Origin of the sequence: Pseudomonas sp. PGPR40, from assembly GCF_022014505.1 — a bacterium.
GTDB lineage: Bacteria > Pseudomonadota > Gammaproteobacteria > Pseudomonadales > Pseudomonadaceae > Aquipseudomonas.
This window is the reverse complement of sequence record NZ_JAKLSP010000003.1, coordinates 156,973-182,471: the sequence shown is the minus strand read 5'-3', so window position 1 is coordinate 182,471 and position 25,499 is coordinate 156,973. Positions and strand designations below refer to the sequence as shown.

Below are 25,499 nucleotides of genomic sequence, written 5' to 3'. Positions count from 1 at the left end.
TCCTCAACGGTTCCAAGGTGCATCAGCCACATCGACGGCATAGTGTCGACAGGCCTGCGCGTGCTTTTCGCTATCAACGGATGCCAGTGCTGCCAGGACGATATGTATGCGGTCCACTTCGAAAAAATTACGCAGTGCAGAGCGGGTATCGCTGCGACCAAACCCATCCGTTCCCAGCGCAATGAAGGTGGCTTTAAGATAAGGCGCGATCAGTTGAGCATAAGCCCGTACATAGTCGCTGGCTGCAACTACAGGCGTAGAACCGCAGAGGCAGCTTTGAAGATGGCTCGACGTATCGGTCATGCCGCCAAACAGCCGTTGCCGCTCGACCTCCCGGGCGTCACGTGCGAGTTCGGAAAAGCTCGTGACGCTCCAGACTTCACTCGATACTCCCCAGTCCGTAGCCAGCACTTCTGCAGCGGCAATTACTTCACGCAAAATAGCGCCGGCTCCGAGCAGGTTGACCTGGCATGGCCCTTCTCCGCGTTTGCCGAACCGACGCATTCCCTTGATGACATCAAGATGCTGAGCCGGATCCAAGGCTTCCTGCCGGTAATTCTCGTTGGTAACCGTCAGGTAGTAGAATTCGTCATGCTGGTCTTCCAGCATCCGACGGCTGCCATAATCGATGATGACAGCGACCTCACTGGCGAATGCGGGATCATAAGCGCGACAGTTTGGAACGGTGGACGCGATGAGCTGACTGGTCCCGTCCTGGTGCTGCAGGCCTTCGCCCGACAAGGTAGTGCGCCCCGCTGTTGCACCGATCAGGAATCCCCTTGCGCGCTGATCCGCCGCCGCCCAGATGAGGTCGCCCACTCGCTGGAATCCGAACATTGAGTAGTAAATATAAAATGGCAGCATCGCCACGCCGCTGACGCTGTAAGCAGTCGCGGCAGCCGCCCAGGAAGAGATCGCCCCAGCTTCGGTAATCCCTTCTTCGAGTAGTTGCCCATCGCGCGACTCCTTGTAATAGAGCATCGCTCCAGCATCTTCCGGCTCGTACAGTTGTCCCGCGGGCGAGTAAATCCCGATCTGGCGAAACAAGTTGGCCATGCCGAAAGTACGGGCTTCGTCAGCGACAATTGGCACGATGCGCGGCCCCAGTTGCTTGTCCTTGAGTAAATTGGTGAACAGTCGCACCACAGCAGTGGTGGTTGAGGTTTCTCGCTCATCAGGCTGTAGAGCGAATTGCGCATAAGTATCCAGGCCGGGTACCGGTATTGGCTCTGCATGAGTGCTGCGACGAGGAAGGTATCCCCCGAGGGCTTGGCGCCGCTCACGGAGGTAACGCATCTCAGCGCTGTCTTCGGCAGGTTTATAGAACCGCATTTCTTCCAAGGCGCTGTCGTCAAGAGGCAAGCCAAAACGATCGCGGAAAGTTTTTAACGCATCGATGTCGAGTTTTTTCTGTTGGTGAGAGGTGTTTCGAGATTCCCCGGCATGCCCCATGCCAAAACCCTTCTTGGTTTTGGCCAGAATTACCGTGGGCTGCCCTTTATGATCACGTGCTGCCGCGAAAGCTGCGTATAGCTTGCGAAAATCATGGCCGCCTCGGCGCAGACTGTTGATTTCCTCCGTGGTCATGTGCGAGACAAGTGCCTGCAACTCCGGATCAAGGTCGAAGAATCGCGTTCGATTGTAAGTGCCGTCATTCGCGCCCAGGGTTTGATATTGACCATCTACGGTTGATGCAAAGCGGCGCAACAGCACATTACTGTGATCACGGGCGAACAGGGCATCCCAGTCAGACCCCCAGACGACCTTGATAACGTTCCAGCCGGCGCCCCGGAACAGCGCTTCCAACTCCTGAATAATCTGCCCATTTCCGCGCACCGGGCCATCCAGGCGTTGCAAGTTGCAGTTGATTACGAAGGTAACGTTGTCGAGTTTTTCGCGGGCAGCCAGGGAGAGCGCGGCAATCGACTCTGGCTCATCCATCTCTCCGTCGCCGAATACACCCCATACCCGGCGTTCAGCGGTTTGCGCCATTGCGCGGTGTTCCAGATAACGAAGAAAGCGGCCCTGGTAGATAGCACTGATCGGGCCGATGCCCATCGAACCGGTTGGAAACTGCCAGAAGTCCGGCATCAGCCAAGGATGAGGATAAGAGCACAAACCGCCGCCATCGACCTCTCGGCGGTAGCGCTGCAATTGCTCTTCTTGCAGCCGCCCCTCCAGATACGCGCGTGCATACACCCCAGGCGCTGAGTGGGGCTGAAAGAACACCAGATCGCCTTTTCCCGTATCACTGTCGGCACGGAAAAAATGATTGAAGCCCACTTCGAAGATTTCGGCGGCCGAAGCGTAGCTTGCTATGTGGCCGCCCAGTTCCCCGTAAGCTTTGTTGGCACGGGTCACCATCGCCAGCGCGTTCCACCGGATAATAGCGGTCAGGCGCTCCTCTATCTCCAAACTGCCAGGGTAGGGCGCTTGGTGTTCAAGGCCGATCGTGTTCCGATACTCCGTGACGGGCAATAAACTATCGGCAACACCGAGCAGCCGTGCCTTACTGTTGAGTCTGTCGAGTAGAAAAGACCCTCGTGCTTTGCCTACAGTACCAACGATAGCCTGTAGCGCTTCGAGCCACTCTTGGGTTTCTTGAGGATCGCTATCATGTTGTTCTTGTGACATAACTAATCCCTCAGAGATTGCATAGGCCGCGCAGGGTATGCATCTCTGTATTATCACTTCGATGAAAGAGTCAGGACCTAGAACGCCCTGATTACAATGGCGGCTGAATGACGACCTCCATGCGTCCGATAATCTCCGCTTCTACGACGACTCGGTCACCTATAGCGAGTGACTCACCGCTCGCCGCACCGACGCCCGCCGGAGACCCGGTGAACATGATGTCGCCGGGTTCAATGCTGATAGCCCTGCTGATTCCCGCGATCTGTTCGGCAAGCGAATAGACCATGTCGGCCGTGCAGCCTTGTTGTTTTTTGACGCCATTGACGGATAAGGAAAAGTGAATATTTTGACCATTCACGAAATCGGTTGGCACGATGACCGGCCCGATGGGGGTACCTTTATCCTGGCACTTCCCGAGTGCAAAGTCGTAATTGAAGGGTAGATGAGGGGCAAGGAATTGATCGCGCGCGGTGAAATCAATACCCAGGGTGTAGCCCGCAATATGTTCAAGCGCTTTCTCGGGACTGATATTTTTTCCACCGCGTCCGAATACCACGACGACTTCAACCTCCCAGTCGAAGTCGTTACATCCGGCCGGTCTGTGAACACTTTTGCCGGGACCGGTCAGGCAGGTCGAAGCGGGCTTGACGAAAAAGAATGGAGAGCGGCCCTCTACCTTATCCATCACTACTCCCATCTCCTTTAGATGATCCGCGTAGTTGGCGCCCACGCAGAACACCTTGTTGGGATATTGCAGCGGAAGAGCGAACTCTACGTCGTGTTCGTCCAGAGCAAAATCCGCCAGATCGCCCGCGGCCGCCGCAGCAGCTATGCGGCGCAGGATGACTTGGCTTTCGCTCCAGTTCTGAAAAATCCCGATAAGTTGTTCCGGCAAAGCGTTCTCACCAAGCTGCTTGGCAGCCATTGCCAGAATCCATAGCTTTTGACCTATTTTGATCGCAGCTCTCAGTTTGCCTTGGTGCGCGATAGAGGCGAGCGCGTAAGTCATGAGGTTTGGCTCCCTGTCTGCCCAGGCGTACCCGTGACAGCTTGGCCGTCAGGTCTGAAGCGATCACCGAAATCGAACAGATCGTCGTTCTGGAAGCCCGGATAATGCTGGATTTCCCACCAACTTCCGTTGAGATCAATCATGTAAAAGGAATAGACCCCATGGCGTTGTTCAGGCTTCATGATTTCACGAATGCCATAAACTTCCTTGAGGTTGACCGCGGCTTCATAGGCAGCATCAACTTCAGTTTCGCAAGCGACGTCCACTCCCCAATGGTTGTGCATCTGGCAGGGCTCACAGTCTTCCCCAACGCGTACGCACACAATGTGAAACTTCATACCGCAACGGATCACCATCGAAGTAATCCCGTGTTGAACGCACTCCAAGCCGAGGAATTCTTCGTAAAAGCGCCGCGATTGTCCAAGGTCTATACAAGGCAACGTTCCATGAGACATTACATATGGCTTTACCACGGATGTGCTGTTTTTAGTTTCTACAAATAGCTCGTCAGTCAGTTCGCGGGCACTGCTCATGAAATGCACTCCTCGTTCATCAAAGCGGCTTTTTTATTAGTTGCGGGCAGGAATTCATCTGCGAAAAAATTGTGTGGATCAAGACCCCGATCTGCGATGAAGTCGCGTTTTGCTGACTCGACCAGTACGGGCGCGCCACTGACGTACACTTGGTATCCGCTCAGATCGGCGTGATCCTCCAGCACGGCGTTATGAACCAGCCCCTTGCGACCGTCCCAGATGCCGCTCTCAATAGGATCGGAAACGACGGGGCTGAATGTGAAGTTCGGATAGCGGGCGGCCCATTCTCTAGCCAAGTCCAGCATGTACAGCCCTTCCTGTGTTCGTGCACCCCAGTAAAGGTGGGTAGGGCGTACTTCATGAACGCGTCGGGCGAAGACGTCGAGAAGCATCGACTTAATCGGTGCAAACCCGGTTCCCCCCGCAATAAAAATCATGGGTTTCTTGCTTTCCTCACGAATGAAGAAGGTTCCCAGCGGTACTTCAAGCGTCAGCAAATCACGAACGCCCATGGCGTTGAAGACATGCGTGGTGAACAAACCATCAGGCATGTACCGCATGTGAAACTCGAGTTCGGTCACGCCTTGCGCACTGCTCGCGTTGGCGATGGAATAGGTTCGTCGCTCGCCACCGGGCAACAAAAAGTCCGCATATTGTCCAGGGACGAACATGAGATTTTCGTTCATCGGCAAGCGAACGCGCACAACCATGACATCGGATGCCGCACGCTCAAGCTTCACTACGCGACAAGGCGTTATTCTCGAGCGGATTCCTGCCAGACCGCTCAGCTCCTGGGCGTCGATCACAACGTCGGAGAGAGGTTTTGCCTGACAAATCAGAGCAAATCCCTGTTTTCTTTCACTCTCGGGTAGATAGGCTTGCGAGACGTTACCGTGATCTACGTTGCCCTCCAGCACTTTGCATTTGCACGTACCGCAAACGCCGGCGCGGCAGCTGTATGCCAGAGAATGCCCTGCCGACAAGCCTGCGGAAAGAATGCTTGTCCCTTGCGCAGCATGGTATGTGCGGCCGCTTTGCCGCAAAGTCACTCTAAAATTCATAGAGGTCTTCTCCACATTGTTTTTATTTTCCCCTTGCGAGACTGTGAAGGGGCCGAAGATTGGACGTGGCCTGAAGACGATACGAATACCCGGTGTAGCCGTCGAATTGACAACTGGGATTCTCTGTATTGGGTTTATGAATAAAGATCGTCTAGCCGCCTCATTCCTGATTGACAAGCTAGGCGGGTCAGCCCCAGGGTAATCAAAAAAATCTCATTCCCGCCTGGGAGCAAAAGATGAACCCGAACAGCATTGACCTTAATCTGCTTAAAGTTTTCGACGCGATCATGCGCACGCACAGTGTCACTGTCGCCGCTCACAGTCTGGGGCTGACCCAGTCAACAGTCAGCAATGCCCTGAATCGTTTGCGCGAAACTTTGGGGGACCCGCTTTTCGTCCGTACCTCGGAAGGCATGATGCCTACCCCTTGGGCTGAAGGCATCGCAGAGCCGATCCGCGAAAGTCTGGCTCAAATCGTTACAACTCTTGAATGCAAATCCAGCTTCGATCCCGCGACGGCACAACAAACGTTCAAGCTTTTCATGACGGATGCAGGGCAGCTCATCATGCTGCCGGCGCTATTTCGAATTTTTTCGGAAACAGCACCCTCGATACAGCTCCATACCGAACAAGTGCGCCCTCACCGTTTACGGGAGATCGCCATGGAGAGTGGCGAAATTGATCTTGCTATCGGTTATTTTGAGCAGTTCGAAGGGCCGTTCTATCGCCAGCGGCTGTTTACGGAAACCTTTGTTTGTATGGCGCGAGTTGGTCACCCGCGCATTAACGGTAGTCTCTCAATTGAGCAGTTTCTGGAGGAAAAACATTTGATTTATCTTCCCCAAGGAAGCGGCCACGCATCAATGAAAGCCTCAATTGATGCTGTATTTGAGCATTACGGGGTGCAGCGTTTTCCGCCCGTCTACGTGGCATACTGTTTGGGTATCTGGACGCTTATTGCCGAAAGTGATTATCTCGCCGTGCTGCCCACCCAACTTGCTGCGGCGCTGGATAAATTGACACCGCTGCAGACTCTCGCCGCGCCCGTACCTCTTCCATCATTTGATGTCGAGCAACACTGGCATAAGCGTTTCCATCATCATCCTGGCAACAGGTGGCTACGAAGCAAGATCGTTTCGCTGTTCCGCTAGCTTGCTGCGCTGTCGACGTAAAGTCTCGCCCGTTCACGCTATTGTGATCGACGCCGCGAAGGTAGATGAAGGATCCTCTGCGAAGGACTTCGCACTATAAACAAATCAAATAGTATGAATAATGAGAATTTGCTTCAGGAAACTCATCGCGATCACGATAATTTCACTCTAACAAAAATAATAGAGGTGATTCATCGTGAACGATCCTCCTCAACGCTTTCCTTCATCAACGCTCCGACCTCCAGGCCACGACTTTAAAGTTGTTTTCTTCGGCATACTATCCTCAATGGTTTGATATCTGATTAATGCAGCTGATTTGCTAAGTCGTTAGTGATTTTCTTTTGTTATAGATTTGTCGATTGATTTAGTTGAAAAGAGAGGCGTTGATTGTAAAACCATTAAGTTTATGAAGGTGATAGCTTCGACCTAGTTCTCCAAGAATAAAAATAAGAAAGGAAAAATGAGATGAAAAATAGTCGCCATCTGCGTGCGCAATCGCTTTGTCTAATTCTCTGCAGTCAAGTCCTTATGATGGAAGCTGTTAAGGCCACCGAAGGAGGAGGGAGTGCCTATCCGATTGGTATCAATGGTGTAATGGCCGGTAAAAGTCCGCCGCTAGGATTAAGTTCTTATTCTTATGTGAGTGACTATCATGCCACTCAAACCAAGGACGGTGACGGCCATAATAAAAAGAATATAGATGATTTTGATATTCACGTGCGGGCTATTTCGCTTCGTCTTGATTATGGGTACGATCAGACGCTGTTCGGAGCCAAGATGAGCAGCCGTGTTGCGCTACCCTATGTAAAGGGAGATCTTAGTTTCACTGGCAGCACCCCTACGGGTAGCGTTCGTCATAGTGGGTCCAAGCAAGGCCTCGCTGATTTGACCGTGGTACCTTTGATGTTGGGATGGGGCACGCCAAATTACAAGCAGCTTATCGGGGTTGATATATTTGCGCCAACCGGCGAATACGATAAAAAAGACCTGTTCAACCCCGGTCGAAACGTTTGGACTTATGGACCGTGGTATGCGTTTACCGCTTTTCCTATTCCTGATCTTGAAATAAGTTCAAAGTTGAGCTACCTAATCAGCGGAACAAATGATGCTACTCATTATCGCTCCGGTAAAGAATTTAATGCTGACTATAATATTGCGTATAACGTTACGCCGCATTGGCAGTTTGGTATGAGTGGGTACTTATATAAACAATTGAGCGATGATCAGCGAAACGGTCTAACCTATAACGATGGAAACCGTGGTCAAGTGGTCGCCTTTGGGCCGTTAATTAAGTACCAGACTCCAGAAATAGGAGTTGTTCTGAAGTGGCAACACGAAACAGCCGTGGAAAATCGTGCCAGTGGTGATCGAATCTGGCTTCAGTTGGCATATAAATTCTGGTAATCATTAGCAGGGGCTGTCTCTGTCATGATTGGTATATGTTTGTATGCTAATCTGGCGGAGACAAAGCTCCGATGGTTGGTGTAGTCGCGCCACCAGGCTATTTGTGCCGTTGGGGGCAGATGCGCGGATTCAGGCCTGGTTTAGTTCAGCCTCAGGCATCGCGTAGTCACCAAACAGTTCCCAAATCTGTTTCCTTAACCATACATGCCTTGGATCCTTCTGGTGCCGGGCATGCCAATGATGTCTAAGACTATAAGGCGGTATTTCCACAGGGGGTTCGATCAACCTGATTGCGGAATGGCGTGCATACAAATTAGCCACGGTGCGCGGAAGTACTACTACCAGATCCGATCTTTCGATGATTGCCGCAATGCTCATGTAATGAGACATCTCCAAGACAATGTTGCGTTCAATACCAATATTTCCTAAATAAGCTTCATACATTTCCTGGCTACGGCTGCCATCTCGCACTTGCAAATGTTCAAGGCTGCAAAAGTCCTTAAGAGACAGCCGCGTATCGGTTATACGGTGGTCGCTACGAATCAGGCAAACAAGATCGTGTGAGAATAAGCGTTGTTGGTAAATATTAGGCGCGTCCAAGTCTGGGAAATAACCAAGTACGGAGTCGACTTTGCCCTCTCGAAGTGCTTCCAGCAGATCCTTGGGAGCAAGGCTGAGGCAGCGAATCCTTGCATGCGGCGCTTCGGCGCGAAGGCGGTCAAAAAGTGAGGGTAGGAACACGACTTCGCCAATTTCGCTAAGGCAAAAAGTAAATTCACCCGTGCTATTTAAGGGAGTGAACGTAGGGCTGGGGAGAATTTCTTGGTCGATGGTGGCAATTACTTCACGGGTTCGATCGACGATGCTACGTGCCCTTGGAGTAGGTTCCATAGCGGTACCGCTGCGCACGAACAAGGGGTCGCCGAGAGAATGGCGCAGGCGTGACAGCGCAGCGCTCGCTGCTGGCTGGCTCATGCCCAGGCGCTTGGCCGCGGCCGTGACATTGCCGCAATCGTGAATCGCCAACAGCACGCGTAGCAGGTTCAAATCCGTGCGCATGATAATAACCAAATCAAATAGATTGAATAAACAGAATTCGCTTCTGCTATTTGTGCCTGACGGCGAGGATTGTGTCCAGACAAGAATAAAACCAAGAGGCACCTTCATGATCAATCTGCATGACATCCGCTACGTGCGGCTGGGCACGGCGGACCTTGCCCAGGCCAAGTTGTACGCTACGCAGATGCTCGGCTTGCAAGTGGCCCGCGAGGCCTGCGGCGCTATCTATTTCCGCTCCGACAGTCGCGACCATACCTTGTGCTACTACGAAGGCGACCCACGGGAAACCACCACCGCGTTCGAACTCACCCACGGGAATGAGCTCGACCATGCCGCACAGCTGCTGGAAGACAACGGTTTTGCCGTGCGTCACGGCAGCCGCGAAGAAGCGGAGGTGCGCCATGTCAACGAGCTGATCCACTTTCGTGACCCCAGCGGCAACAACATCGAACTGGTGCTGCGTCCTCACGCCAGCGGCAGCCGTTACTTCGCCAGTCGCGATGCTGGCATCACTGGCTTCAGCCATATTGGCCTGCGCACCACCAATGCCAAGCGCGACGAAGCCTTCTGGACCCAACTTGCCAACGCCCGGGTCAGTGACCGTATCGGCGAAGCACCGCTGCTGCGCATCGACGAGGTGCATCACAAGATCGCCCTGTTCCCCTCCAGCCATGCCGGTGTGCAGCACATCAACCACCAGGTGGAAAGCATCGATGACGTGATGCGTGCCTGGTACTTCCTGAAGGAGCGCGGGATCAAGATCCTGTTCGGCCCAGGCCGCCACCCCACATCAGGCGCCATGTTCCTGTACTTCGAAGGCCCGGACGGCATGACCTACGAATACTCCACCGGGGTCAGCCACATCGCCCCGGAAGACGATGCCAGTCACCAGCCCCGGCAGTTTCCCCTGGGCACCACCTCGTTCTGCGCCTGGGGCTCGAAGCCGGATATTCCGGAGTTCAAGTTATGAGCACGTTGAGCCAAGAGGCCGAAGTGCGGGTTGCCGCTCGTGCGTTGGCCAAGGCGGGACTTGTGCACGCCTATGGGCATTGCAGCCTGCGCCTGGATGCCGACAGTTTTCTGGTGTGCGCCGCCAAACCCATGGGCCTGATCCAGCCCGGCGAGCCCGGTACGGTGGTGCCGGTGCATGGCCCGTTGCCTGAAGGCGTGCTGGGCGAGGTGCGCATCCATCAACAGATCTACCAGCGCCGCGCCGATGTGCAGGCGGTGACTCGCAGCATGCCGATGCAGGTGATGAGCCTATCGTGCGCCGGCCTCACGCCACGGCTGCGTCACGGCATGGGCGCCTATTTCAAGGACGGCGTGCCGCTGTGGGATGACCCGCAACTGCTGCGCGACGACACCCAGGCGGCGGCACTCGCCGAGCAACTGGGCAACGCCCAGGCCCTGGTGATGCGCGGCAACGGCGCGATCGTGGTCGGTGGTTCGCTGGTGGAAGCGCTGACCCTTAACTTCTACCTCGAAGACGCCGCCCGCATCGAACTACAACTGCTGGCCACCGGTCTGGCCGACCGGGCGCCACGGCTGAGCCTCAAAGAGGCCCGGCAACGGGCAACCAACAGTGGCCGGATCTTCGAACGCATGTGGGACTACCTGACGGCCGGCGATGCCGAGCTGAACCTGATAACAAGAGAAGAGCGCCAACCATGACCAAGCATTTTCACAACTTTATCGATAACCAATGGGTTGAAGGCGTGCGCACCTTCGACAACCGTAACCCTGCCGACAACAGCGTGATTGGCCAGGTCCATGAAGCCGGCCGCGAGCAAGTGAACGCCGCTGTCAACGCCGCCCGTGCCGCGCTGAATGGCCCGTGGGGCATGATGACCATCGCCCAGCGCACCGCCTTGCTGCACAAGGTGGCCGACGGTATCGAACAACGCGCCGAAGAATTCGTGGCCGCCGAAGTGGCCGACACCGGCAAGCCCCACAGCCTCGCCAGCCATCTGGACATCCCGCGTGGCGCGGCCAACTTCAAGGTCTTCGCCGACCTGATTCGCAATGTGCCCACCGAAAGCTTCACCATGGACACCCCCGACGGTGGCAAGGCGGTCAACTATGCAGTGCGTAACCCACGTGGCGTGATCGGTGTGATCTGCCCATGGAATCTGCCGCTACTGCTGATGACCTGGAAAGTCGGCCCGGCCTTGGCCTGTGGCAACACCGTGGTGGTGAAGCCCTCGGAAGAAACCCCGGCCACCGCCACCTTGCTTGGCGAAGTGATGCGCGACGCCGGTGTGCCAGCGGGCGTGTACAACGTGGTGCATGGCTTTGGTGAGCACTCGGCCGGTGCATTCTTGACCGAACATAAAGACGTCGACGGCATCACCTTCACCGGTGAAACCGGCACTGGCGAGGCGATCATGCAAGCCGCGTCCAAGGGCGTGCGCCCGGTGTCGCTGGAGCTGGGCGGCAAGAACGCCGGAGTGATTTTTGCCGATGCCGACCTGGACAAGGCCGTGGCAGGCATCGCCCGCGCCGTGTTCGAAAACAGCGGCCAGGTGTGCCTCGGTACCGAGCGCGTCTACGTTCAACGCCCGCTGTTTGATGCGTTTGTCGCGGCCCTCAAGGTGCGCGCCGAAGCCATCAAGGTCGGGCCGCCGAATGAGCCAGGCGTGACCATGGGTCCGCTGGTTTCCGTGGGTCACCGCCAGAAAGTTCTGAGCTACTACCAACAAGCCGCGCGTGACGGCGCGTCTGTGGTTACCGGCGGCGGCATCCCGAATATGCCTGCCGAGTTGGCCGAAGGCGCCTGGGTACAGCCGACCATCTGGACCGGCCTGTCGGAGGACTCCGCCGTGGTGCGCGAAGAAATCTTCGGCCCGTGCTGCCATATCGCGCCGTTCGATGATGAAGAAGAAGTGGTGCGCCTGGTCAACGACACGCCCTACGGCCTCGCCGCCAGTGTGTGGACCAGCAACCTACAAGTCGCCCACCGCATGGGCGCGGCGCTGGACGTGGGCATCTGCTGGATCAACTCCTGGTTCCTGCGTGACCTGCGCACTGCCTTTGGCGGCGCCAAGCAATCGGGCATCGGCCGCGAAGGCGGCGTGCATTCCCTGGAGTTCTACACCGAACTGCGCAACGTGTGCATCCGCCTGTGAGTACCGCCATGACTAACTTCAATCATCTCGGCGCGCAGCTGCACCAGGCGCTCACCGACAAGCAACCGCTGGCGCCATTGACCGAACAGTTCCCCGGGCTGACGGTGGCCGACGCTTACCAGATCCAATTGGCGATGCTGCAACCGCGCCTGGACGCCGGTCAAACCGTGATCGGCAAGAAGATCGGGGTCACCAGCCAGGTTGTGATGGACATGCTAGGCGTCGACCAGCCGGACTTCGGGCACCTGCTCAGCGGCATGCTGGTCAGCGACGGCGCGGCCTTGGCTTGCGCCGACTTCATTGCGCCCAAGGCCGAAGGCGAGATTGCCTTTGTGCTTAAGGAAGATCTGATCGGCCCCGGCGTGACCCTGGCCGATGTGATGCGCGCCACCGCCTATGTGATGCCGTGCTTCGAGATCGTCGATTCGCGGATCAAGGACTGGAAGATCCGCATCCAGGACACTGTGGCCGATAACGCCTCCGCTGCAGCGTTTGTACTCGGTAACGGCGTGGCCGACCTCCGTGATATCGACCTCGCCTGTGTCGGCATGACCCTGGAAAAGAACGGTGAGATCGTCGCCACCGGCGCCGGTGCCGCTGCCCTCGGTCACCCGGCCAATGCGGTGGTGTGGCTGGCCAACACCCTGGGTGAGCTGGGCATTGCCTTGAAAAAAGGCGAGGTGATTCTGTCCGGCTCTCTGGCTGCCATGGTTCCGGTACAGCCCGGTGATCAATTACGCATGAGCCTGGGCGGTATCGGCTCGGCTTCCATCCGATTTGTTTGAAGGACAACCCCATGAATCTCTCAGCAGCAATCATCACCGAACTGGCCACCCACCTGGAAAACGCCGAGCTGAACCGCGAGGCCGTGGCAAAGATCACCGATGCCCACCCGGACATGGACTGGGAAGATGCCTACGCGATCCAAAATACGATTCGGGCCAACAAGGAAGCCCGCGGCGTGCGCATTGTCGGCTTGAAAATGGGCCTGACGTCCTTTGCCAAGATGAGGCAGATGGGCGTCGCCGAGCCGATTCATGGTTTTCTTACCGACTACGGCTCTTGCGCGGATGGTGCGGTGATCGACGTCGATTCGCTGATTCACCCCAAGGTTGAAGCCGAGATCGCGTTTGTGTTCAAGCACCCGCTCAAAGGTCCTGGCGTACACGTGGGTGATGTATTGGCGGCTACCGACTTCATCCTGCCGGCGGTCGAGGTGATCGACTCGCGTTATGAAAACTTCCGCTTCGACCTCAAGAGCGTGATCGCCGACAACACCTCGTCTGCTCGCTTTGTCACCGGCGGCCAGGCCCGCAGCCCGCTGGGTATCGACCTGAAATGCCTCGGCGTGGTGATGGAGAAAAACGGTGAAGTGGTCGCCACCGCCGCCGGTGCCGCCGTACTTGGCCACCCGGCACAAAGCGTGGCGATGCTTGCCAATATGCTCGCCGCCCAAGGCAAGGAATTGCCCGCCGGCACCTTCATCATGACCGGCGGCGTCACCGAAGCCATCGCGGTAGAAGCGGGTGACCAGATCACCGTGCGCTATCAGCACCTGGGCAGCGTCTCCATGCGCTTTGCCTCCAAATCCGCTTGAGGAGTCGACCATGCCGATCATGCAGGTTTATCTGATTGAAGGCCGCGACGAGGAACAGAAGGCGCGGCTGATCGAAGCGTTGACCCACGCCGCGGTCGAGTCGATCCAGGCCCCGCCGGAATCCGTGCGGGTGATCATCACCGAAGTGCCGAAAACCCAGTTTGGGATTGCCGGCAAAACCGCCAAGGCCTTGGGGCGCTGAGATGAGCACAGAAAAGAAGAAAGTTGCGATCATCGGTTCCGGCAATATTGGCACCGACCTGATGATCAAGATCCTGCGCCACGGCAAGCAGTTGCAGATGGCGGTGATGGTGGGTATCGACGCCGGCTCCGACGGCCTGGAACGAGCACGGCGCCTGGGTGTGGCCACCACCCACGAAGGGGTGGACGGCCTGGTGAACATGACGGAATTTGCCGAGATCGATTTTGTGTTTGACGCAACGTCGGCCACTGCTCACGTACACAACGATGCGTTGTTGCGCCAGCACAAACCCGGCATCCGCGTGATCGACCTGACTCCGGCGGCCATTGGCCCGTACTGCGTGCCCGTGGTCAACCTGGACGCCAATCTGGCGGCCCTTAACGTCAACATGGTCACTTGCGGCGGGCAGGCGACGATTCCGATGGTGGCAGCGGTGTCCCACGTGGCCAAGGTGCATTACGCCGAAATCATCGCGTCCATCAGCAGCAAATCCGCCGGTCCCGGCACTCGCGCGAACATCGATGAGTTCACCGAAACCACCGCCCAGGCCATCGAGGCCGTGGGCGGCGCGGGCAAGGGCAAAGCGATCATTGTGCTTAACCCGGCCGAGCCGCCGTTGATGATGCGGGACACGGTGTATGTGCTGTCGGAAGCAGCGAATCAGGCTGAGGTCGAAGCATCCATCGAAGACATGGTCAATGCGGTCACCGCCTATGTGCCGGGTTATCGCCTGAAGCAAAAGGTGCAATTCGAAGTGATCGCCCCCGAGACGCCACTGAACATTCCGGGCTTGGGTCGCTTCAGCGGCTTGAAGACCACGGTGTTCCTCGAAGTCGAAGGCGCCGCCCATTACCTGCCAGCCTACGCCGGCAATCTCGACATCATGACTTCCGCTGCGCTGGCCACGGCCGAGCGCATGGCGCAGTCTTTGTGAGGTAGACACCATGACCTTCAATCCTGGCAAGAAGCTGTATATCAGCGACGTGACCCTGCGTGACGGCAGCCATGCGGTACGTCACCAGTATTCCATCGACAATGTGCAGACCATCGCCCGCGCGCTGGACAAGGCGCTCGTCGACTCCATCGAAGTGGCCCATGGCGACGGGCTGCAGGGTTCCAGTTTCAACTACGGCTTTGGTGCCCACACCGACCTTGAGTGGATCGAGGCCGTCAGCGACGTGATCAGCCACGCCAGGGTGGCAACGCTGTTGCTGCCGGGCATCGGCACCGTTCACGACCTCAAGGCAGCGTACAACGCGGGGGCGCGGGTGGTGCGTGTCGCCACCCATTGCACCGAGGCCGACTGCGCCCGCCAGCACATTGAATACGCGCGCACCCTGGGCATGGACACCGTTGGCTTTCTAATGATGAGCCACCTCACCAGCCCGCAGAACCTGGCGCTGGAAGCCAAAAAAATGGAGAGCTACGGCGCCACCTGCATCTACGTGGTGGACTCCGGTGGTGCCATGAGCATGCAGGACATTCGCGAGTGCTTTCGTGCGGTAAAAGCCGTGCTCAAGCCCGAAACTGAAACCGGCATGCATGCGCACCATAACTTGTCCCTGGGCGTGGCCAATTCCATCGTGGCCGTGGAGGAGGGCTGCGACCGTATCGATGCGAGCCTTGCCGGCATGGGTGCCGGTGCGGGCAATGCACCGCTGGAAGTGTTCATCGCCGCAGCCGACCGCCTGGGCTGGAACCACGGCACCGACCTGTATGCGCTGATGGACGCCGCCGATGACATCGTGCGGCCGTTGCAGGATCGCCCCGTGCGGGTAGACCGCGAGACCTTGGCGTTGGGTTATGCCGGGGTGTATTCGAGTTTTTTGCGGCACGCTGAAGTGGCGGCGGCGCGGTATGGCTTGAAGGCCGTGGACATTCTGGTGGAGCTGGGCAAGCGCCGGATGGTAGGCGGGCAGGAGGACATGATTGTTGATGTGGCGCTGGACCTCTTGGAGCGCTGACCTACCTGTGGAAGTCGGGCTTGCCCGCGATGGCATCACTGCGGTGTGCCTGAGATACCGCGGTGCCTGCATCGCAGGCAAGCCAGCTCCCACATTTGATCGGATTTCAAATCGGAAAATTAGCGTTGCAGTGCACCTCATTCACCCCACAGACAAATCCAATAAAAGGGGGAACATCCATGAACGGCAAGACTGCCAACATAGGCGCAATGATCGATAACAACAGGATTTCCGGCTACCAGGTCATGGTGCTGGTCCTGTGCTTCCTGGTGGTGCTGGTGGACGGCTTCGACACCGCCGTCATCGGCTACATCGCCCCGGCCCTGCGCCAGGAATGGGGGCTGCAACCCAGCCAGTTGTCTCCGGCGTTTGGCGCCGGGTTGCTGGGCTTGATGGTCGGCGCCTTTATCTTCGGGCCGGTGGCCGATGCCTACGGGCGCAAAAAGGTGCTGCTGGTGTCGGTGCTGATTTTCAGCCTCGGCACCCTGACTTCGGCGTATTCCACCTCCATCGACATGCTCACCGCACTGCGCTTTCTCACCGGTATCGGCCTGGGCGGGGCGATGCCGACGTGCATCACCTTGAGCTCCGAATACTCGCCGGCCCGGCGGCGGATGATCATGGTCACCCTGAGCTACAGCGGGTTCACCACCGGCCTGGCGCTTGGCGGCGCGGTGGCCAGCCAGATCATCCCGGTGTTCGGCTGGCGCGGGGTGCTGATGATCGGCGGGATTGTGCCGCTGCTGTTGCTGCCATTGCTTGCCTGGCTACTGCCGGAGTCGGTGCGCTTTATGGCGGCTAACGCACAACATGCCGAGGCTCTGCGCAAGGTGATGGGCAAGATCACCGGCCGCACCGACCTGCACGACATCACCTTCATTGAACCGCAAAGCCCGGTGGCCGTGCGCTCGCCCATCTCCCAACTGTTTGTCGAAGGCCGCGCACTGCGCACAGTGCTGTTGTGGGGCACGTTCTTCTGCTCGCTGTTTGTGTTCTACCTGCTCACCAGCTGGCTGCCGAGCATCCTCAAGGACGTCGGCTACGACATCGCCAGTGCCGCGCGCATCGGTGCAATGGTGCCGCTGGGCGGCACAGTGGGGGCGATTCTGATGGCGTTGCTGATGGACCGCGTGAGTCCGTATCGCGTGCTGGGCCTGGCCTATCTGGGCTCGGCACTGGTGATTGCGCTGGTGGGCTTCGCGCTGGCCGATGCGTTCTGGCTGGGGCTGACGGTGTTCATGGTCGGCTTCGGCGTGGCGGGTGCGCAGAACGGTTTGAACCTGCTGTCAGCCAGCATCTACCCGACGGCGGCGCGGGCCACCGGCGTGAGTTGGGCCATGGCCAACGGGCGGGTCGGCTCGATCATAGGTTCGGTGCTGGGGGCGTGGTTGATCGCGCAACTGAGGCAGCCGTCGGTGTTCTTTATCGTGCTGGCGATACCAGCGCTGCTGGGCTCGATCGCGATCTTTTCGCTGCAGCGCATGACCGAACGCCGCAAGGCACCTGAGGTCACCGCGCTTCCCACCTGACAACCCGATCAATGTGGGGCAGGCAAGCCAGTTTCCACAGTAGATCTGCGCCACTGCCTGGCACTTCACCCCGTATAACAATAAAAGTAATGGGTATCCCAATGAAAAAATCCGTATTGGAATCGGCGCCTTCGTGCGCCCGTGTTTTGCCTCTGGTGTTCGCGGTGGCCGCTGTTTCCAACGCCTGCGCGGAAGGTTCTATCGACGACTCCCACGCCAAAATCGAAGCCCGCAACGTCTACTTCAACCAGGACAACCGCAGCGGCCCGGCCCAGCCTTCGAAGCTGGAAGGATGGGGCCAGGGCTTCATCCTCAACTTCACCTCCGGCTACACCCAGGGCCCGGTAGGCTTTGGTGTAGACGCTCTGGGCATGCTCGGCATTCGCCTGGATTCCGGACGCGGCGTGCAGTGGCGCAATGCGATGTTGCGCAGCACCGTGGCGACACAGCGCGATCTGGACGAAAACCGACTGTACGTGACCTATACCCACGCACTGTTTTGAGGAGGCTGTAATGAGCGATTTTCTGAATGTACTTATCGCCCGGCGCCAGGAGGAAGCCGAGGGCATCATCTCCCTGGAACTGGTGGATCCAGCAGGTGGCTGGCTGCCGCCGTTCGAGGCTGGTGCGCACGTCGAGGTGCATATTGCACCGGGCCTAAGCCGCCACTATTCACTGTGCGGTTCGCCCCAGGACCGCCGGTGTTATCGCCTGGGCATCCTACGTGAGCCGGCGTCACGGGGCGGCTCGGCGCAGATTCATAAAACGTTTGTACCCGGTACTTTGATACGCATCAGCCAGCCGCGTAATCAATTCCGCCTGCAGGAGCTGGCGGCCCACTCGGTGCTGCTGGGCGGCGGGATCGGCATCACGCCGATCCTGGCCATGGCCTGGCGGCTGCATGCCCTCGGCGCTTCCTTCGAGTTGCATTACTGCGTGCGCAGTCGAGCGCGCGCTGCCTTTTTGGCATTGTTGGAGCAGGCACCATTTGCAGACAAAGTGGATCTGCATATCGATGACGATGCTCGGAGCCTGGACATCCCCGCGCTGTTGCGAGTACCGGAAGTCAATCGGCATCTCTATGTCTGTGGTCCAGGAGGGTTTATGGATGCAGTTATCAACACTGCGCGCGAGCACGAATGGCCGTCGTCAAACGTGCATTACGAGTACTTCGCGGCAGACGTCGACGCCACAGGCAAGAGCTTCACACTGCATGCAGAGCGCTCCGGTTTGATCCTTCAGGTGCCTGAGGGCCGCAGCATAGCCGAAGTACTGCTAGAGGCCGGTGTCGAGGTTTCACTTTCTTGTGAACAGGGAATTTGCGGCACATGCCTGACCCACGTACTGGGGGGGATTCCTGATCACCGGGATCTCTTTCTGACTGATGAGGAAAAAGCTTCCAACGATCAGATGTTGCTGTGTTGTTCCCGGGCAACTAGCCCTTTTTTGAAACTGGATATCTGAAGGAGATTGTCATGAGTTTTTTACGTAACTGCTGGTATATCGCCGGTTGGGCCGACGAGTTCATTAAGGGGCAACTAGTGCCCAGAATATTTCTTAATGAAAAAATTGTAATGTTTCGTGACAGCAAAGGCATGTTGCAAGCGCTTCAAGATCGTTGCCCCCATCGCTTTGTACCCTTACATTTGGGACAGCTTGAAAATGACCAGATTCGATGCGCCTACCATGGGCTGAGTTTTGATTGCAGCGGCGCTTGTGTGCACAATCCCCACGGCAATGGTGCGATTCCTAAAGCTGCAAAAGTGCGTGTGTATCCTATGCTGGAGCGTTACGGTTTTGCGTGGATCTGGATGGGGGTGGCTGACCGAGCTGATCCTGGAGCAATACCGGATTTCAGCGCAATGGACCCGCAATCCGCTTATATCGGCAAAAGTTACCTGCATGTTAAAGCCAACTACATGCTTGAAACCGATAATATTCTTGATTTGAGCCACATCGAATTCCTGCACGGTAGCTCCTTGGGAAGCGCTGCCGTGGCCCAGGGAGTTATTGAGGTTGAACAACACGGCGAAACGGTGCATTCCAAACGCACCACTCACAACGAACAACTGACTCCAGAATTGGAGCGTTTGCGGGGGATTCCTGCAGGGCAAAGAGTGGACCGATGGCTGAATGTTCGCTGGAATGCTCCATCCAATATGCTCCTCGACAGCGGCTATACGCCAAGCGGAGAATCACGTGAATCACGTGAATCCGGGCAATCAGTATATGTTGCTCACATGTTCACCCCGGAAACGTCCAGCGCCACCCATTACTGGTTCGGCATTGCCTTCCCTAAGACGCTCGGCGAAGAAGGCCGTCGGTTGGCAGAAGAAAATATTCAGTGGTTGCTGCAACCCTTTACCAATGAGGACATGCCGATGCTTCAGGCCCAGCAGGAGGTCCTGGGTGATCAGGATTTCTGGACGCTTAATCCTGTTCTATTGGCAAGCGATGGTGGCGCAGTGCGCGCCAGACGTCTTTTGGACAAAATGATCAGACAAGAGCAAGCGCTTAATGAACTCATCATTCCGTAGCTTCAGGATGCGTAACTCGGATGCATGAACATTACGGCAAAGGGGGGCGGTTCGCCCCTCGGCTGTTCATCAAGCACTTAAATCGAATGTAACAGCTTGAAGCCGTCTATGCGTTCGCGTACAGGATCGGCCGCATTCGCAAACGGTGCCAATGCAAGGGCCGTGATGACGAAAGTTAATGAGCTGACCGTTAGTGTTTTTAGGTTCTTTTAGTTTGCCCTTCGATGTCCGGGCGTGGATGCCTTTCAGTAGCCGGCGAACTTCTCGACATGCACGTTCTTCTGATTGACGCCGGCATTCTTGAGTACTCCTTCCATCGCCGACACCATCGCCGGCGGCCCGGCGACATAGAAGGTCGGGCAGGCAAGATCGCCCACATATTTGGCGATCATTTCGGCGGTGATATAGCCATGCTCCACGGCTCCGCCTTGCAGGACAGCCTCGCCCTCGGTGAACGTCGCAATCAGCTTGAACCGCGGGTTCTTCTGTTCGAGTTCGCGGAACTCGACAAGGTACGCGGCATCCTCAGGCTTGCGGTTGCTATAGAACAGGAACAGGCGGTGCGCGCCCCCTAGGTTCGTGGCATCAAGCACCATGCTGCGGAACGGCGTAACGCCGATTCCACCCGCCAGAAAGACCACAGGACGATTCACGTCGTGATGCGGTGCCAAATCGCCGTAAGGACCTTCAAGCTGGACAGGCGCGCCGACGTTCGCAGCTGCGAGGTAACACTTGAAGCTGGAGTCGGTCTGCCGCGTCGCAAACTCCAACTCAGTATCTTGCGGTGCACTGGCGATAGAGAAAGTTCTGACCTGCCCCTTGGCGTCAGCCTTTTTCAGACCGGGGATGGAGACATACACAGCTTGCCCGGCCACGAACTTGAAGCCCTCGGGCTTGCTCATGCGGAACGCTACTGTTGCCTTGGCTACTTCTTCCTTGACCGTCAGCCGGGCAACGAAGGTGGCGGCTGGCCGGAGAAAGCTCTTACGCTTCCACTTCGTAAGGGCCATGCCGTCACGCATGCTAAGACCCAGCAAGGTAATGTTGACTGCACCCGCGATCAACTCCAGCAACTGCACGGTGTAGAAAGTTGCGTCAAACTCGCCGGCTTTTGCCTTTGATGCTAGGTACAGGGCCGCCGGAATCAGCACCAGTAGACCATTTGCGCCGATGAGGGGCATACGCTTGAGCTTGGCGCCGACCAGTCCCTGCTGCTGTCCTTTTGACAGGAAGAAGCCAGAGCCGCCCGTAGCGGCAAGGGCCGGCACCAACAAGATGAAGCCCCAAGGGATGGCTGTCTTGATGGCCATCACCGTGGACTCGGAGGCGAACAGTTCGGAAATGACCGTTGAGAGCCAGAACGTCGCGATTGTGAGGATGGCGACCAGGCCGGCGACTGGATGAATGATTCTTGGCATCGTGATTCTCCTAGCGACTGATGGCCGCAATCCCCAGCATCGACGCGACCAGTGCAAGAGCGATGCGGACGTTGTGTAGCAGCAGCCAGGACTTGAGCTGCGCGGGTACCTGATCGGGCGTAATCGCCTTGCGTGCGAAGGCCGCATTGATCGGCATGAAATAGGCCATTGTGAGGCTGAGGACAGCGGCGATGCAGGCGGCGGATGCAAGCCATAGAACGCGCGTAGCTGGTTCGTTCCAGTCGTACCAGAGTGCACCAGCCAAACCTATCAAAGTCGGGATGATGACCAATGGAATTGCGCGCATGATCAAATCGCTATACTGCGCAAACCAATCTAGGAACTCAGTGGGCGGCAGACTTTTCCAGTAGCCACCGAGGATCGCACCGATGGCGAGCATGACGCCTGCGAACATTGCTGATCCAGCGACTGCCAGGATTCTGAATAAGAGTTGCAAGTTCTTCTCCTGCCGTGATCCGGCGTTAGGGGGTACAAATGCCGGCCACGCCGATCTTCTGGGCAGATGCGGAGCGGCGACGGCGGACGATGGATTAGCCGAGAGTGTGGCGTTGAACTCGGGATGAGTGAGAGCCGCGAGGAAAGCCGCCGTGAACTCCCACACCGCATAGTTCAGGTAGGCCAGGCTTTCGCCGATGGCGCGATGAAGCTGCGTCGATATGAAGCCGACTGAAGCCTCATGAACTCGGTATCGTCTTTCCAGGTATCCAGAAAGAAAGATCGGCTCATCGTCGGCATCCAACGTGAACACATTGACGAGAACAGCCGACGTCGCCTCTATTCCAAGCTGACGCTGAATCGGGATTTTCCTCCAAGGGCTTCACGAGGGATATGAGGAACTCCCTCACATGCTTCTGCCACCGTTCGGTCAAGGCCTGATCGGTCGTTTGACCCTTTTTGGTAAGCGAGTACAGAGGCGAACGCTTATGTGTCGGATTGGGCTGGGGCTCGACAAGACCCTCATCGACAAACAGGTTGATTTGCTTCAAGACGCCTTTCCGGGTGACTCCCATCGTCGCGGCGATATGCGGGATGTTCGGAGGTTGCGGAGCCATCGAAATGGCACCAAGCATCTGCCATCGTGCACTGGTCAGGCCGCGCGGTTGCGTAAAGTGATCGCCCCATTCGATGAACTGGCCGTTCAACTCGAAAACGGATAGCGCAATGCTGGTCAACTTCTTTGCCTTACTCGGATTCAAATAAGCCTAAACAATTGACAACCAGTTTGCATTTTTGGAAACTGGTTGTCAATTATCGACTGCAACATCCGCACGCTTCATGCAAGGTGTTTGATCTAGGTCAAAGGAGGTGACTGGCATATGGAGCTTCGACATCTTCGATATTTCCAGGCCGTAGCGAAGGAACCCCACTTCGGCCGCGCAGTGGAAAAGCTGTGCATCAAGCCCCGCTGTCGCGGGCCATCAAAGTACTGGGTGTGCAGTTGTTCGTTCGCACCAGGGGGGACACACGCCTGACTCGGGCGGGCAGACTTTTTCTGAAGCTTGTGCCGCGTGTGTTTTCCGTTTTGGAGCAAGCCCGCGATAGCATGAGGGCTGCAGCTAGCGGCTTTCACGGCCAATTGCGCATCGCGCTGTCCGATGAAATCACTCCATCACGCCTGCCGGCCTGGTCGGCGGCGGTCTGCCGTCTATGGCGGCTGCCCTCAAACGTCGTAGCCAGCGTAATCGGCTTCAATGGTCACGCTATGGACGCCCTGCTGACTTCTACATATCTAGACCCAGAACGCACACCCTTACCCTGAGGATCGCTTTGCGTCACATACCGAGGCAGGAGCCGTATGCGGTAGTTCCGCACGTACGGATCTGGGCGGGGGGGCGCGGCAGGCAACTGCCGTCCCTACCGCGACCAGAACATCCTTCAATTAAGCATACGGACCATGCCCGTCGAGCCACACCGACTGGTCACGGGCATTGCGTGTATGCCTATCTCAAGGATGTATTGATGCGGTTGCCAACACAGTGGGCGAGGGAGATTGCGGAGCTGATGCCGCATAGATGGCACCCGGCTTGGTCGCGCAAGATGGGTTACCTATACGTTTACCATGGACTCGATCTTCAGCATTCTGTGTTATGCATGCCATTTGGGAATGCTTGAATATTCTTCCTCGCCTCGCGGGGCGATAAACCAGTCCAGCGTTTGAAGGCCCGACGGAAGCTACGGGCGTCACTGAAGCCGGTTTCGCTGGCGACATCGATCAGTCGCATTTTCTGATGCTTTAATAGTAAGAGGGCTCTGTCCCGACGTAACGAGTCGACCATGCCAAAATAAGATAGACCTGCCTCGTTAATTCGCCGCCTTAGGGTACGTTCTGCCAAATTGAGCTGTTTCGATAAATTATGGAGCAGGGGGGGAGAGGACAGGCTTTTGCGGATCTCGCGTTGTATGGTCTCGATCACGTCACATGGCTTCTGATCTCCCCAGCTTTCATGGCTTAACAATTGGGCAACCTCGGCGGCACCGTAGTCATCTCGAGTGGCAAGGGGAAACCTCAGCCATTCAGCGTCAAATTCGATCATGTTGCGGCCCGATGAGAACTTGATGGGACACCGAAAAAACGCTTCGTATCGACGCCAACAGCTAGGTTGTACGTATTCAAGTTCAATACACCGGATCGTCAGGTCGTTGCGCCCGCTTAGGTGCCTGACGATCGCAAGGGCGCTGGAGAACGCTTCTTCCAGATAAAGGTGGCTACGTCGGGATCAAAGAGCAGCGGTTCGGCAAGAACCTGGCAACGATCCTTCTGTAGCGTCATGCTGTATTCAAGAAGTGCACCGGCATGTTTCTGGTAGCGGATTGCGAGTTCTAATGCTTCGCCCAGCGTGGCACAGGCTTGCATGCCCAACCCTATGAACCCCCAGGAAACCGCTGTCTGACGACCGCCAACTTCCAAGCCCAAACCATTGTTTCCCAAACACTGAAGAACCCGGTGTACCAACAGATCACTTTGCCGATGAGAAAGGCGCAATTCCGCTTTTTTTAGGTCGTTCGGAGCAAAGCCTAGCCCTTGGCAAAGATGCTCGATATTGCAGCCTCGCTCAGTGGCGTACTGCAACAGCATCCGAGGGACATGCGACGGGGCTGAGGCTTGTGAAAACGACGGGGCGGTGGTGGGCTTCATGAGAAGCATCCTTCTGAGCTAAATGACGCTTTGAGCTCCTTTCGAGCCTCAGTTGTACAAGGTTGCCGATGTTGATCGGACTGTCCTGCGTGTGACGCAAGGGGGGGGCGCACCTCGCCAGCAGCCTCGTTTTTGATCAGATGGCAACCGGCTGGTAACCAGGGCTGCAGCAAACGATCTTTGTCAGCGGGTCCAGAAGCGATTGGCGCAACTCACTTTTGTTCGAGTGAGAGTAACGGACGGGACCCTATCGACAAGAGGGTAGATGGCGACCATCTAGGGGGCCGCAAAGGCCACAATCGATTGTGCAAGCGTTTGGTTTTAGTTGGCTTCAACGGGCGACAGCCGCCACTTAGCGCGCCGCTCGCACAGTGGGCGTTTTTGGGTACGAGCGTCACGACGGGCGAGACGTGTTTCGGGGAGGGGGCGCTGATAGTCAGTCGTTCTTTTCCACCGGACCGATCCGGTCCAGATGACTAACAATCATCGCCGCCACCATGGCGCATACGCGCTTAGGATCCAGGGTTTCATCAAATAACAATTCGACTGTCGCGTGAATCATTTCCACCCCTATCCGGGCGACGGTTGATAGAACCTCTGGATCAGCGAGCGGGAAAGCCGCTATCAGAAGTTGTAGTTGGGCATTGGTGACTCGGCGGTGGGAGTCGAGCCTGACATGTTCCAGCACTGGCACCGCTCGAAGCGCCTTGAGGATCCACATGCCCCCGAGGGTCGCGTGGGTGACCCGATAAGTGTCGAGGATTAGCTCGGCCATCGCCAATTCCAATTGCGCAGGCGTGCCGGCCAGCAGCTCCTGAGTAATCCAATGATCGATTCGTTCGTTTTGTTTTTCCAGCAGGCGCTCTCCCAGCACGCTCAAGAGGGCGTACTTGTTGGGAAAGTAGCGGTATAGCGCCGGTGGTGTAAGTCCTGCGCGCTCACACACCAGGTTCGTCGACAGACGTTCTATGCCCACATCGCAAAGAGTTTCAGCCGTAGCCGTGAGAATTCGCTCATAGGTTTCGGTGGCCCGTTGCTGGGCGGGAAGTTTTTTTTGTTCCAGCACCTCAGCGCCAGCGGCGGAGGGAGATGGGTGGGGTTTGAGCTTAGTCATGGGCG

The 25,499-nt window shown here is 56.9% G+C and carries 24 protein-coding genes and 4 pseudogenes; 16 read left to right on the top strand and 12 right to left on the bottom strand.

Annotation, left to right across the window (positions count from 1 at the left end):
- Window positions 1–3: 3 nt before the first annotated feature.
- The 4 genes from mdeB to MEB48_RS04740 all read right to left on the bottom strand — a co-directional run bounded on the left by mdeB (window position 4) and on the right by MEB48_RS04740 (window position 5,237).
- The gene (gene mdeB, locus MEB48_RS04755; protein ID WP_237882368.1) at window positions 4–2,634 is read right to left on the bottom strand and encodes an alpha-ketoglutarate dehydrogenase; all 2,631 of its coding nucleotides are present in this window, start codon (window positions 2,632–2,634) and stop codon (window positions 4–6) included.
- A gap of 91 nt (window positions 2,635–2,725) precedes the next feature.
- Window positions 2,726–3,643 carry a fumarylacetoacetate hydrolase family protein gene (locus MEB48_RS04750; protein ID WP_237882366.1) on the bottom strand — a complete coding sequence of 306 codons (918 nt, stop codon included), beginning with the start codon at window positions 3,641–3,643 and terminating at the stop codon, window positions 2,726–2,728.
- Complete coding sequence (locus tag MEB48_RS04745) at window positions 3,640–4,176, bottom strand: VOC family protein (RefSeq protein ID WP_237882364.1); 537 nt, start codon at window positions 4,174–4,176, stop codon at window positions 3,640–3,642. The genes MEB48_RS04750 and MEB48_RS04745 overlap by 4 nt, the downstream gene beginning before the upstream one ends.
- Complete coding sequence (locus MEB48_RS04740; RefSeq protein WP_237882362.1) at window positions 4,173–5,237, bottom strand: CDP-6-deoxy-delta-3,4-glucoseen reductase; 1,065 nt, start codon at window positions 5,235–5,237, stop codon at window positions 4,173–4,175. The genes MEB48_RS04745 and MEB48_RS04740 overlap by 4 nt, the downstream gene beginning before the upstream one ends.
- Before the next feature lie 236 nt (window positions 5,238–5,473).
- Between MEB48_RS04740 and MEB48_RS04735 the strand changes: the two genes are divergently transcribed.
- Complete coding sequence (locus tag MEB48_RS04735; protein ID WP_237882360.1) at window positions 5,474–6,388, top strand: LysR family transcriptional regulator; 915 nt, start codon at window positions 5,474–5,476, stop codon at window positions 6,386–6,388.
- A 465-nt stretch (window positions 6,389–6,853) separates the two neighbouring features.
- Window positions 6,854–7,792, top strand: coding sequence for a SphA family protein (locus MEB48_RS04730; protein ID WP_442969061.1), 939 nt, complete (start codon window positions 6,854–6,856; stop codon window positions 7,790–7,792).
- Window positions 7,793–7,921: 129 nt separating this feature from the next.
- On the opposite strand, the gene MEB48_RS04725 is transcribed toward MEB48_RS04730, so the two are convergent.
- Window positions 7,922–8,959: a LysR family transcriptional regulator gene (locus tag MEB48_RS04725; RefSeq protein ID WP_237882358.1), complete on the bottom strand. Its 1,038-nt coding sequence runs from the start codon at window positions 8,957–8,959 to the stop codon at window positions 7,922–7,924.
- On the opposite strand from MEB48_RS04725, the gene MEB48_RS04720 reads away from it, so the two are divergent.
- The 12 genes and pseudogenes from MEB48_RS04720 (at window position 8,958) to MEB48_RS04665 (ending at window position 19,805) form a co-directional block, all read left to right on the top strand.
- Complete coding sequence (locus MEB48_RS04720) at window positions 8,958–9,821, top strand: VOC family protein (RefSeq protein WP_237882356.1); 864 nt, start codon at window positions 8,958–8,960, stop codon at window positions 9,819–9,821. The two genes, MEB48_RS04725 and MEB48_RS04720, sit on opposite strands and share 2 nt — an antisense overlap.
- Window positions 9,818–10,522, top strand: coding sequence for a class II aldolase/adducin family protein (locus MEB48_RS04715; protein ID WP_237882354.1), 705 nt, complete (start codon window positions 9,818–9,820; stop codon window positions 10,520–10,522). The genes MEB48_RS04720 and MEB48_RS04715 overlap by 4 nt, the downstream gene beginning before the upstream one ends.
- Window positions 10,519–11,976, top strand: a complete 1,458-nt coding sequence (locus MEB48_RS04710) for a 2-hydroxymuconic semialdehyde dehydrogenase (RefSeq protein WP_237882352.1) — start codon at window positions 10,519–10,521, stop codon at window positions 11,974–11,976. Before MEB48_RS04715 ends, MEB48_RS04710 begins: the two co-directional genes overlap by 4 nt.
- Window positions 11,977–11,984: 8 nt before the next feature.
- The gene (locus MEB48_RS04705; protein ID WP_237882350.1) at window positions 11,985–12,761 is read left to right on the top strand and encodes a fumarylacetoacetate hydrolase family protein; all 777 of its coding nucleotides are present in this window, start codon (window positions 11,985–11,987) and stop codon (window positions 12,759–12,761) included.
- Window positions 12,762–12,772: 11 nt separating this feature from the next.
- Complete coding sequence (dmpH, locus tag MEB48_RS04700) at window positions 12,773–13,573, top strand: 2-oxo-3-hexenedioate decarboxylase (RefSeq protein ID WP_237882348.1); 801 nt, start codon at window positions 12,773–12,775, stop codon at window positions 13,571–13,573.
- Window positions 13,574–13,583: 10 nt separating this feature from the next.
- Entirely contained in the window at window positions 13,584–13,775 is a 192-nt protein-coding gene (locus tag MEB48_RS04695; RefSeq protein WP_237882346.1) for a 2-hydroxymuconate tautomerase, read from the top strand.
- 1 nt (window position 13,776) lies between these two features.
- Window positions 13,777–14,709, top strand: coding sequence for an acetaldehyde dehydrogenase (acetylating) (locus MEB48_RS04690; protein ID WP_237882344.1), 933 nt, complete (start codon window positions 13,777–13,779; stop codon window positions 14,707–14,709).
- Between the two features lie 10 nt (window positions 14,710–14,719).
- Window positions 14,720–15,739, top strand: a complete 1,020-nt coding sequence (gene dmpG, locus MEB48_RS04685; protein ID WP_237882342.1) for a 4-hydroxy-2-oxovalerate aldolase — start codon at window positions 14,720–14,722, stop codon at window positions 15,737–15,739.
- Between the two features lie 179 nt (window positions 15,740–15,918).
- Complete coding sequence (locus MEB48_RS04680; RefSeq protein ID WP_237882340.1) at window positions 15,919–17,268, top strand: MFS transporter; 1,350 nt, start codon at window positions 15,919–15,921, stop codon at window positions 17,266–17,268.
- A 101-nt stretch (window positions 17,269–17,369) separates the two neighbouring features.
- A pseudogene (locus MEB48_RS04675) lies at window positions 17,370–17,672 on the top strand (OprD family outer membrane porin); the annotation flags it as partial.
- Between the two features lie 109 nt (window positions 17,673–17,781).
- Complete coding sequence (locus tag MEB48_RS04670; RefSeq protein WP_237882338.1) at window positions 17,782–18,732, top strand: PDR/VanB family oxidoreductase; 951 nt, start codon at window positions 17,782–17,784, stop codon at window positions 18,730–18,732.
- Between the two features lie 11 nt (window positions 18,733–18,743).
- Window positions 18,744–19,805: an aromatic ring-hydroxylating dioxygenase subunit alpha gene (locus MEB48_RS04665; protein WP_237882336.1), complete on the top strand. Its 1,062-nt coding sequence runs from the start codon at window positions 18,744–18,746 to the stop codon at window positions 19,803–19,805.
- A gap of 245 nt (window positions 19,806–20,050) precedes the next feature.
- Here the strand turns inward: MEB48_RS04665 and MEB48_RS04660 are convergent, their stop codons facing one another.
- Genes MEB48_RS04660 through MEB48_RS04650 form a run of 3 tightly spaced genes read right to left on the bottom strand, consistent with a single transcriptional unit; the run spans window position 20,051 to window position 22,416 of the window.
- Window positions 20,051–21,223 carry an FAD-dependent oxidoreductase gene (locus tag MEB48_RS04660; RefSeq protein ID WP_237882334.1) on the bottom strand — a complete coding sequence of 391 codons (1,173 nt, stop codon included), beginning with the start codon at window positions 21,221–21,223 and terminating at the stop codon, window positions 20,051–20,053.
- Window positions 21,224–21,233: 10 nt separating this feature from the next.
- Window positions 21,234–21,983: an anthrone oxygenase family protein gene (locus MEB48_RS04655; RefSeq protein ID WP_237882331.1), complete on the bottom strand. Its 750-nt coding sequence runs from the start codon at window positions 21,981–21,983 to the stop codon at window positions 21,234–21,236.
- Entirely contained in the window at window positions 21,967–22,416 is a 450-nt protein-coding gene (locus MEB48_RS04650) for a MarR family winged helix-turn-helix transcriptional regulator (RefSeq protein WP_237882330.1), read from the bottom strand. The genes MEB48_RS04655 and MEB48_RS04650 overlap by 17 nt, the downstream gene beginning before the upstream one ends.
- A 144-nt stretch (window positions 22,417–22,560) precedes the next feature.
- Between MEB48_RS04650 and MEB48_RS29225 the strand changes: the two are divergent.
- Both MEB48_RS29225 and MEB48_RS04640 read left to right on the top strand, forming a co-directional pair.
- Window positions 22,561–22,889: pseudogene (locus tag MEB48_RS29225) on the top strand (LysR family transcriptional regulator); the annotation flags it as partial.
- Window positions 22,890–23,164: 275 nt separating this feature from the next.
- Window positions 23,165–23,260 (top strand): annotated as a pseudogene (locus MEB48_RS04640) (transposase domain-containing protein); the annotation flags it as partial.
- A gap of 56 nt (window positions 23,261–23,316) precedes the next feature.
- Here the strand turns inward: MEB48_RS04640 and MEB48_RS04635 are convergent.
- From MEB48_RS04635 to MEB48_RS04625, 4 genes and pseudogenes are all read right to left on the bottom strand, one after another.
- Window positions 23,317–23,778: a helix-turn-helix domain-containing protein gene (locus MEB48_RS04635; protein ID WP_237882518.1), complete on the bottom strand. Its 462-nt coding sequence runs from the start codon at window positions 23,776–23,778 to the stop codon at window positions 23,317–23,319.
- Between the two features lie 21 nt (window positions 23,779–23,799).
- Window positions 23,800–23,910, bottom strand: a pseudogene (locus MEB48_RS29115) (AraC family transcriptional regulator); the annotation flags it as partial.
- Window positions 23,895–24,380 carry an AraC family transcriptional regulator ligand-binding domain-containing protein gene (locus tag MEB48_RS04630; protein ID WP_269137389.1) on the bottom strand — a complete coding sequence of 162 codons (486 nt, stop codon included), beginning with the start codon at window positions 24,378–24,380 and terminating at the stop codon, window positions 23,895–23,897. The gene MEB48_RS04630 and the pseudogene MEB48_RS29115, both read right to left, overlap by 16 nt.
- A 436-nt stretch (window positions 24,381–24,816) precedes the next feature.
- Window positions 24,817–25,494 (bottom strand): TetR/AcrR family transcriptional regulator, encoded by a 678-nt coding sequence (locus MEB48_RS04625; protein ID WP_237882328.1) that lies wholly within the window; start codon window positions 25,492–25,494, stop codon window positions 24,817–24,819.
- Between the last annotated feature and the right edge of the window lie 5 nt (window positions 25,495–25,499).

Coding starts and splice junctions, on each gene's coding strand:
- mdeB (WP_237882368.1), bottom strand. CDS start 2,634: ATGTCACAAGAACAACATGATAGCGATCCTCAAGAAACCCAAGAGTGG.
- MEB48_RS04750 (WP_237882366.1), bottom strand. CDS start 3,643: ATGACTTACGCGCTCGCCTCTATCGCGCACCAAGGCAAACTGAGAGCT.
- MEB48_RS04745 (WP_237882364.1), bottom strand. CDS start 4,176: ATGAGCAGTGCCCGCGAACTGACTGACGAGCTATTTGTAGAAACTAAA.
- MEB48_RS04740 (WP_237882362.1), bottom strand. CDS start 5,237: ATGAATTTTAGAGTGACTTTGCGGCAAAGCGGCCGCACATACCATGCT.
- MEB48_RS04735 (WP_237882360.1), top strand. CDS start 5,474: ATGAACCCGAACAGCATTGACCTTAATCTGCTTAAAGTTTTCGACGCG.
- MEB48_RS04730 (WP_442969061.1), top strand. CDS start 6,854: ATGAAAAATAGTCGCCATCTGCGTGCGCAATCGCTTTGTCTAATTCTC.
- MEB48_RS04720 (WP_237882356.1), top strand. CDS start 8,958: ATGATCAATCTGCATGACATCCGCTACGTGCGGCTGGGCACGGCGGAC.
- MEB48_RS04725 (WP_237882358.1), bottom strand. CDS start 8,959: ATGAAGGTGCCTCTTGGTTTTATTCTTGTCTGGACACAATCCTCGCCG.
- MEB48_RS04715 (WP_237882354.1), top strand. CDS start 9,818: ATGAGCACGTTGAGCCAAGAGGCCGAAGTGCGGGTTGCCGCTCGTGCG.
- MEB48_RS04710 (WP_237882352.1), top strand. CDS start 10,519: ATGACCAAGCATTTTCACAACTTTATCGATAACCAATGGGTTGAAGGC.
- MEB48_RS04705 (WP_237882350.1), top strand. CDS start 11,985: ATGACTAACTTCAATCATCTCGGCGCGCAGCTGCACCAGGCGCTCACC.
- dmpH (WP_237882348.1), top strand. CDS start 12,773: ATGAATCTCTCAGCAGCAATCATCACCGAACTGGCCACCCACCTGGAA.
- MEB48_RS04695 (WP_237882346.1), top strand. CDS start 13,584: ATGCCGATCATGCAGGTTTATCTGATTGAAGGCCGCGACGAGGAACAG.
- MEB48_RS04690 (WP_237882344.1), top strand. CDS start 13,777: ATGAGCACAGAAAAGAAGAAAGTTGCGATCATCGGTTCCGGCAATATT.
- dmpG (WP_237882342.1), top strand. CDS start 14,720: ATGACCTTCAATCCTGGCAAGAAGCTGTATATCAGCGACGTGACCCTG.
- MEB48_RS04680 (WP_237882340.1), top strand. CDS start 15,919: ATGAACGGCAAGACTGCCAACATAGGCGCAATGATCGATAACAACAGG.
- MEB48_RS04670 (WP_237882338.1), top strand. CDS start 17,782: ATGAGCGATTTTCTGAATGTACTTATCGCCCGGCGCCAGGAGGAAGCC.
- MEB48_RS04665 (WP_237882336.1), top strand. CDS start 18,744: ATGAGTTTTTTACGTAACTGCTGGTATATCGCCGGTTGGGCCGACGAG.
- MEB48_RS04660 (WP_237882334.1), bottom strand. CDS start 21,223: ATGCCAAGAATCATTCATCCAGTCGCCGGCCTGGTCGCCATCCTCACA.
- MEB48_RS04635 (WP_237882518.1), bottom strand. CDS start 23,778: ATGATCGAATTTGACGCTGAATGGCTGAGGTTTCCCCTTGCCACTCGA.
- MEB48_RS04630 (WP_269137389.1), bottom strand. CDS start 24,380: ATGAAGCCCACCACCGCCCCGTCGTTTTCACAAGCCTCAGCCCCGTCG.
- MEB48_RS04625 (WP_237882328.1), bottom strand. CDS start 25,494: ATGACTAAGCTCAAACCCCACCCATCTCCCTCCGCCGCTGGCGCTGAG.